The organism is Mesorhizobium sp. M4B.F.Ca.ET.089.01.1.1, from assembly GCF_004022605.1.
Taxonomy (GTDB): Bacteria; Pseudomonadota; Alphaproteobacteria; order Rhizobiales; family Rhizobiaceae; genus Mesorhizobium; species Mesorhizobium abyssinicae.
The window spans coordinates 1-6,183 of sequence record NZ_RZOS01000355.1 but is presented as its reverse complement, the minus strand read 5'-3'; the positions used below and the strand labels follow the sequence as shown (position 1 = coordinate 6,183).

Below are 6,183 nucleotides of genomic sequence, written 5' to 3'. Positions count from 1 at the left end.
GAGATCGACCTCGACGCGATCAGGAACAATTACCGTCAGCTGCGCGCGCATCTGCCTGAAAAAGTGAAAATTTTCGCGTGCTTGAAGCGCAATGGATATGGCTGTGGAGCGGGGCCTGTCGCCCGCGCCTTGGCGGCAGAGGGGGCTGACGGCTTTGCTGTCGCCACGTTGCCGGATGCCATGGCCATTCGGGAAATGGGTATCGAGCTCCCGGTTCTGCTCTATCCCGGTCCTCTGCCGACATCGGCGAAAATAATTGAAGCGCTCGGACTCACCGTAACCGTCTCCAACCTCGATGAACTGGAGCGCTGGCGTGCGGCCATGACCACCACCCGCATTTTCGTTAAGACGGACCTCGGGTTTTTCAGGGCTGGGGCCACGCCGCAGGAGATGGGTCGACTTCTTGCCGCCGCGCAAGCCTGTAACGACGTCGAAGTACAGGGGCTCTACGCCCATCTGAGCGAGTTGCCCACAGCTACGCCTTCGGATGCAAGCGAGCAATTCGCCCGTCTGCAGCGGATTCTGCAGCATGCCCAGGCGTCTGGCACCCGTCCTCCCATCACTATGATGTCAAGCACCGTAGGTGTGCTTCGGTTTCCTGCGATGGATCTCGATGCCGTCGATCCCGGAGCCTTGTTTGTCGGTCTTCCCGAGACAGATCAACCCACGCGGCCCGTCACTCTGCGGCCGGCGCTTAAAGCGATTTCGACATGCCTCGTTTCCGTCAAGCGGATCGATGCTTCTCTCGGCCCGATACCAGACATACCCGGTTTTCGGCCGGGAATGACCATCGGTGTACTGGGTATGGGATGGGGGGATGGACTTCCGCGCCACGTCCCAGTTGAGGCGGAGGCGTTGGTGAGGGGGCAGCGCGCGCGCCTGCTTACTCCCGCGCACCTCGAACACTTGCGCGTCGATCTGACGGACGTCCCTGATGCGAGGTTCGGCGACCAGGTGCTCCTGCTTGGGCAGCAAGGGAATCAGACGATCACCCAGGAAGAAGTCGCCGCTCAATGGGGCACAGACGTTATCGGTCTTTATGCCCAGCTCCGGGACCACATTCCGCGTGTTTATGTCTGAAAAATTGAGGCAGAAATAGAGGATTCAGAATGAATGCGTTTAGAACAACAATGACGACCACGATGCATGCAATTCCTCGCCATACGGTGACCGACGCCGCAGCCGAAGCGATCCACGTCGAGGACCTGCACAAGAAGTTTGGCGCGCTCCATGTATTGAAGGGTGTCTCCCTATCTGCGCGCGACGGTGATGTGGTGGCGGTCATCGGTGGCAGCGGCTCGGGCAAATCAACGCTACTTCGCTGTATCAACTGCCTGGAAAACCCGACCAGCGGCGTTGTCAGGGTGAATGGCGAGGAAATACGCCTCAAGCCTGACGGGAATGGAGGCACCGTCCCGGCGGATCGAAAGCAGATCGAACGCATACGTTCCAGGCTCGGCATGGTCTTTCAGAGCTTCAATCTCTGGAGCCACATGACCTTGATCGAAAATGTGATCGAGGTACCGGTCCATGTGCTCGGCATAAAGCGTGAAATGGCGATCGTTGATGCCGAGAAGCTGCTTGCGAGAGTGGGACTTCTGGAAAAGCGGGACGTTTACCCGGCATTTCTGTCCGGCGGGCAGCAGCAGCGTGGTGCTATCGCTCGCGCCCTCGCGGTCCAGCCACGCGTCATGCTCTTCGACGAACCGACGTCATCGCTCGATCCTGAACTCATCGGCGAAGTTCTGGGCGCAATTGGCGATTTGGCCAGAGAAGGTCGCACCATGATCCTGGTCACGCACGAAATGAAATTCGCTCGCGAGGTCGCGACCCACGTAGTCTTTCTTCATGAGGGCCGCCTCGAAGAAGAAGGGACACCGGACGCAATATTCGGCTCGCCAAAATCGGAGAGGCTTCAACAGTTCATTCGCAGAGTAAGCTAGTGGATGAAAAACTAGAGTCAACCATAACCTGAAGGGGAACGTGAAATGAAAATACTTTCCAAAATGACGGTAGCAGTGGCAGTCTTGTGTGCAGCGACTTTGGTCGCGCAAGCTGAACAGGTGAAGGTCGGAATCGCGGCAGAGCCATACCCTCCGTTCTCGTCTCTGAACGCCTCAGGAAAATGGGTCGGCTGGGAGATTGAAATCATCGATGCGATCTGCGGCGAGGCAAAACTGGACTGCGTCATCACCCCGGTCGCTTGGGACGGAATCATTCCTTCTCTGACGGCCAAGAAAATCGATGTCATCATGAATTCGATGTCTATCACCAACGAACGCAGGAAGACGATCGATTTCTCCGACAAGTACTATGATAGTAGCGGTTACTCAATCATCGGTCCGAGAGGAGTTGCGTTGGAGCCAACGGCTGAAGGCCTCAAGGGCAAGATTCTGGGCGTTCAGGTCTCCACGGCTGCCCAGATCTACGCCACAAAGCATTTCTCAGACAGCTTGGCCGAAATCAAAACGTACCAGACACAGGATGAGGTCACCCAGGACCTGGCCGCCGGCCGTATCGACGCAATTCTGATTAGTCCAATTACCATCGGTGAATTCTTGAAGAGCGAACGGGGCAAGGCCTGCTGCGAGATAAAAGGTGAGGTTGCCAAAGATCCCGAGGTCCCGGATCTCGGCGTCGGCGCGGGGTTGCGTAAAGGAGATACCGAGCTTAAGGACAAGATCAACGCCGCGATAAAGGAGATCCGGGCGAACGGTAAGTACAACGAGATTTCGAAGAAGTATTTCGACTTCGACATCTACGGCGACTGAAGACACATTGTCCGAGTAAATTGACCCTCGCAACCACCCCTTCCTCATAAAGCGTCGAGACAGGGTGGGATCCTTCCTCGCGCAGCAGTGCGCGGCAGGCTCTGGCGGGGGTCAACCCTCAAAGCTGTTTTGGAGGCGTTCTTGACCGACTCTCTTTTTTTGCCGCTGGCGCAGCCCGGAATTTTCGAGTTGCTTGCACCTACGCCGCCTGGCTGGGGCGGAAATCTGCTCCGCGGGTTCATAAATTCCATTGGGATCGGGATGGGGGCCTTCGCCGTGGGATTGCTTATCGGCACTGGCGGTGCTTACGGCAAGCTCTACGGCGGGGCCGTGCTCCGCGATCTGCTTAAAGTCTACACCACTCTCGTCCGCGCGGTACCGGAACTGGTGCTAGTCCTGCTTATTTTTTTCGCGGTTCCGGACTTGATCAATCGCCTCCTGGAAACTCTGGGCTATGGGCCGGTCGACGTTAGCGGGCTCGTAGCAGGCATCGTTTCTCTCGGCTTGGTACAAGGTGCATACGCAACAGAAGTGCTGCGCGGTGCGATCCTGGCGGTACCACAAGGCCAAATCGAGGCAGGACGGTCATTCGGTATGACCCCGACGACGCTGATGCGACGCATCACTCTGCCTGCGATGCTCCCCTTCGCGATTCCAGGTCTGGCGAATCTTTGGCTGGTTGCAACTAAGAATACAGCTCTTCTGGCCGTTGTCGGCTTCAACGAACTGACGCTGGAAACACGACAGGCTGCAGGTGCTACAAAAGCCTACTTCACCTTCTTCATGGCCGCTGGCGTGCTTTATCTATTACTTACCTTGATTTCCAATGTCTTCATTGGACGGGTCGAGCATTGGGCAAGCCGCGGCCGGCTGCCGATAGCGGAGAGCCGCTGATGACTTATTCCGCGACTACCTCGGCGAACTGCCTTCCCCCTGCCTGGTTCGAGCCGCATCGCATAGTATTGATCGCGATAGCCATTGCCTTGGTCACCGCAGCAGCCGTCTTCATGCGCTGGGATTGGTTACCCAACTACTACACGCTTGCGATTGCCGGTTTATGGCGAACGATTTTGATCCTAATCGTGACCTGCGCCTTCGGCTTCGCGCTAGCCGTGCCGCTTGGGCTCGCTCAAGTGACGGGGCCGGTTTGGGTCAGCCTTCCAGCGAAAGCTGTCTGCACCGTAATTCGAGGCACACCGTTGCTTCTGCAACTTTGGTTGCTCTATTATGGGCTTGGCTCGCTTTTCCCCGAATATCCGTGGATTCGCGAGTCCGATCTCTGGCCCCTTTTTCGCCAGGCCTGGCCTTACGCTGTACTTGCTCTGTCGTTGTCCTGTGCAGGGTATGAGGGCGAGGTTATGCGGGGTGCTTTTGCCGGCGTGCCGCTTGGCCAGCTTGAGGCCGCACGCGCTTTCGGTATGGGCCGTTGGAAAGTATTTCGTCGGGTTTGGTTGCCGCAGGCAATCCATAAGGCGTTGCCGACCTTGGCTGGTGAAACCGTGCTGCAGCTCAAATCGACACCGCTTGTCGCTACGATCACAGTCATCGACCTTTACGCCGTCGCACTCCGAGTTCGTCAGGATACGTTCGTGATATATGAGCCATTGCTCCTGCTTGCTCTGATATACATGGTCCTCACGGGATTGATCGTATGGATCTTCAATCGTCTCGAGGTGCGAATCCCGGTCCGTGTGGGATGACGCGCTAAAGCAGCGCGCGGCGAGAAGTCGGTCGACCGCCAAATCCGCAAGCCGCAAGTTACCGATGCTGCGATCAGGATTCGATGATGTCTTGACCAGGAATCAAGTCGATTCCGAGCCCTCGGTACATCGCAGCCAAACAGTCCGGCTCACATCACAATCGATTTCATCGATCTCCAGACCCTCCTTAGATGTGAGCTTTCGTGCTGCGTGGCGTCGCAAGAAGCAGGCTTGTCTCACTGCCAGTGATCCCGGGGATTAACCTGATCCGCCCGAGCACGTCATTGAAATCAGTCAGCGTCGCCGTGCTCAGTTCCACGATTAAATCCCAACGCCCGTTGGTCGTATGGATCTCAGAGATTGCCGGAAGCGCGCCTAAGGCTCGGACGACGCGGTCCGCGGCGCGGCCTTCGATCTCGATCATCATGATGCCGCGCACCCGTTGCTCCATAGCATCCGAACGCAGGATCACCGTGTAGCCGACGATTTCGCCCGACTCCTTCAGCCGGTCCATGCGTGCCCGCACAGTGGCGCGCGACACGTCGAGCTCGATGGCCAGGTCGGAGATGCTTCTCCGCCCGTCATGGCGCAACAGCGTGACTAGCTTCTCATCCAGATTATCCATATTACCTGCCCACAATGTAGCTTCTGCAACAATAGTTTATTCGATGAATTGTCTATTTTGACAAGCAATATTATCCGAGTTGCTCCGGTCATGCTTTAGTATCGCGACAGGTTTCATCCGGAACGAGGAGAGCCGAGCGCAGTCTGGCTGGACTGGATCGGCGTCCTGGGTGGCGTGCCAGACATTCCGCCGCTGGCCAGCCCGGTCCCGACTGCTCGGCTTACAAAAGTCTCCCCGTCAACCCTACTGGGTGATGCTAGCAATCGTCTTACCCTCTTTGACGGTGCGGCGCTTTTGTTCCCCTCAGGTCATGCCAGATTCTCAAGTTGGCTTAAATCAACTCTCAATTTGAGAACCAGAACATCAAAAAATGGCAAATTGTCCCATTCATCTCGCCAGAGCATCGTGATGAGGATTGCTCCGTAAATGTATTAATTGAAAGCAGACCATGCTGTGTACAGTCGTTGGCGCGCCGGTCCAGGACGGGCCAGACGAATGGGCTCCGACCTAGGGCGGGGCGCTGCGCCCGGAAGGGAAAACCACCTCGTCTCAAAATACCGATTACTTACCAAGACGAAAACTCTGGAAGATCTGCTTCAGTCGAATAGTGACATGCCCCTGTTTTGATCTTCTTTTGCAAGGAACTCAATGTCTAAAGCAACGCTCAAGGTCGGGGCAGCTCAGTTTGCAAGCGTGATCGGCGACGTCGATGCGAATATTCCACGTCATCTCGATTGGATAGCACAGGGTCGGAGTCGTGGCCTCGACCTCTTAGTTATGCCGGAGCTGTCGCTAACTGGCCACTACGGGCCGTTGAGTCTGTTGGATGTGGCGATGCGCAACAGCGACCCCCGGCTAAGCCGGCTTGCCGAATCGGCAGGCGGCATGTCGGTCGTCGTCGGATTTATTGAAGAAGCTCCCGCAGCCCAATTCTACAACACAACGGTGATATTGCGCGGCGGCGGCGTGGTCTATCTGCACCGCAAGATCAACCTGCCAACCTATGCCAAGCTGGAGGAAGGTAAGCACTACGCGCAGGGCCGGTTCGTCGACACCTATGGGCTCGACGACAACTGGCGGGCCGGAC

At 56.8% G+C, this 6,183-nt stretch carries 7 protein-coding genes; 6 read left to right on the top strand and 1 reads right to left on the bottom strand.

Annotated elements, in window-relative coordinates; all coding sequences use genetic code 11:
* The 5 genes from alr to EN780_RS25435 form a co-directional block, all read left to right on the top strand.
* Positions 1 to 1,080, top strand: a 1,080-nt coding sequence (gene alr, locus EN780_RS25455) for an alanine racemase (protein WP_245500133.1), incomplete at its 5' end; no start/stop codon positions are given.
* Between the two features lie 50 nt (positions 1,081 to 1,130).
* Entirely contained in the window at positions 1,131 to 1,943 is an 813-nt protein-coding gene (locus tag EN780_RS25450; protein WP_128275663.1) for an ABC transporter ATP-binding protein, read from the top strand.
* 45 nt (positions 1,944 to 1,988) lie between these two features.
* Complete coding sequence (locus tag EN780_RS25445) at positions 1,989 to 2,771, top strand: transporter substrate-binding domain-containing protein (protein ID WP_128275662.1); 783 nt, start codon at positions 1,989 to 1,991, stop codon at positions 2,769 to 2,771.
* Positions 2,772 to 2,930: 159 nt separating this feature from the next.
* On the top strand, positions 2,931 to 3,665 hold the full coding sequence (locus tag EN780_RS25440; RefSeq protein WP_189556722.1) for an ABC transporter permease: 735 nt from the start codon (positions 2,931 to 2,933) through the stop codon (positions 3,663 to 3,665).
* Positions 3,665 to 4,471, top strand: a complete 807-nt coding sequence (locus tag EN780_RS25435) for an ABC transporter permease subunit (RefSeq protein ID WP_128275660.1) — start codon at positions 3,665 to 3,667, stop codon at positions 4,469 to 4,471. The genes EN780_RS25440 and EN780_RS25435 overlap by 1 nt, the downstream gene beginning before the upstream one ends.
* A gap of 187 nt (positions 4,472 to 4,658) precedes the next feature.
* Here the strand turns inward: EN780_RS25435 and EN780_RS25430 are convergent, their stop codons facing one another.
* Positions 4,659 to 5,096, bottom strand: coding sequence for an Lrp/AsnC family transcriptional regulator (locus EN780_RS25430; RefSeq protein WP_128275659.1), 438 nt, complete (start codon positions 5,094 to 5,096; stop codon positions 4,659 to 4,661).
* A 648-nt stretch (positions 5,097 to 5,744) separates the two neighbouring features.
* On the opposite strand from EN780_RS25430, the gene EN780_RS25425 reads away from it, so the two are divergent.
* Positions 5,745 to 6,183: nitrilase-related carbon-nitrogen hydrolase (locus EN780_RS25425; protein ID WP_281035379.1), on the top strand; the 439-nt coding region annotated here is incomplete at its 3' end.

Coding starts and splice junctions, on each gene's coding strand:
- EN780_RS25430 (WP_128275659.1), bottom strand. CDS start 5,096: ATGGATAATCTGGATGAGAAGCTAGTCACGCTGTTGCGCCATGACGGG.
- EN780_RS25435 (WP_128275660.1), top strand. CDS start 3,665: ATGACTTATTCCGCGACTACCTCGGCGAACTGCCTTCCCCCTGCCTGG.
- EN780_RS25450 (WP_128275663.1), top strand. CDS start 1,131: ATGACGACCACGATGCATGCAATTCCTCGCCATACGGTGACCGACGCC.
- EN780_RS25445 (WP_128275662.1), top strand. CDS start 1,989: ATGAAAATACTTTCCAAAATGACGGTAGCAGTGGCAGTCTTGTGTGCA.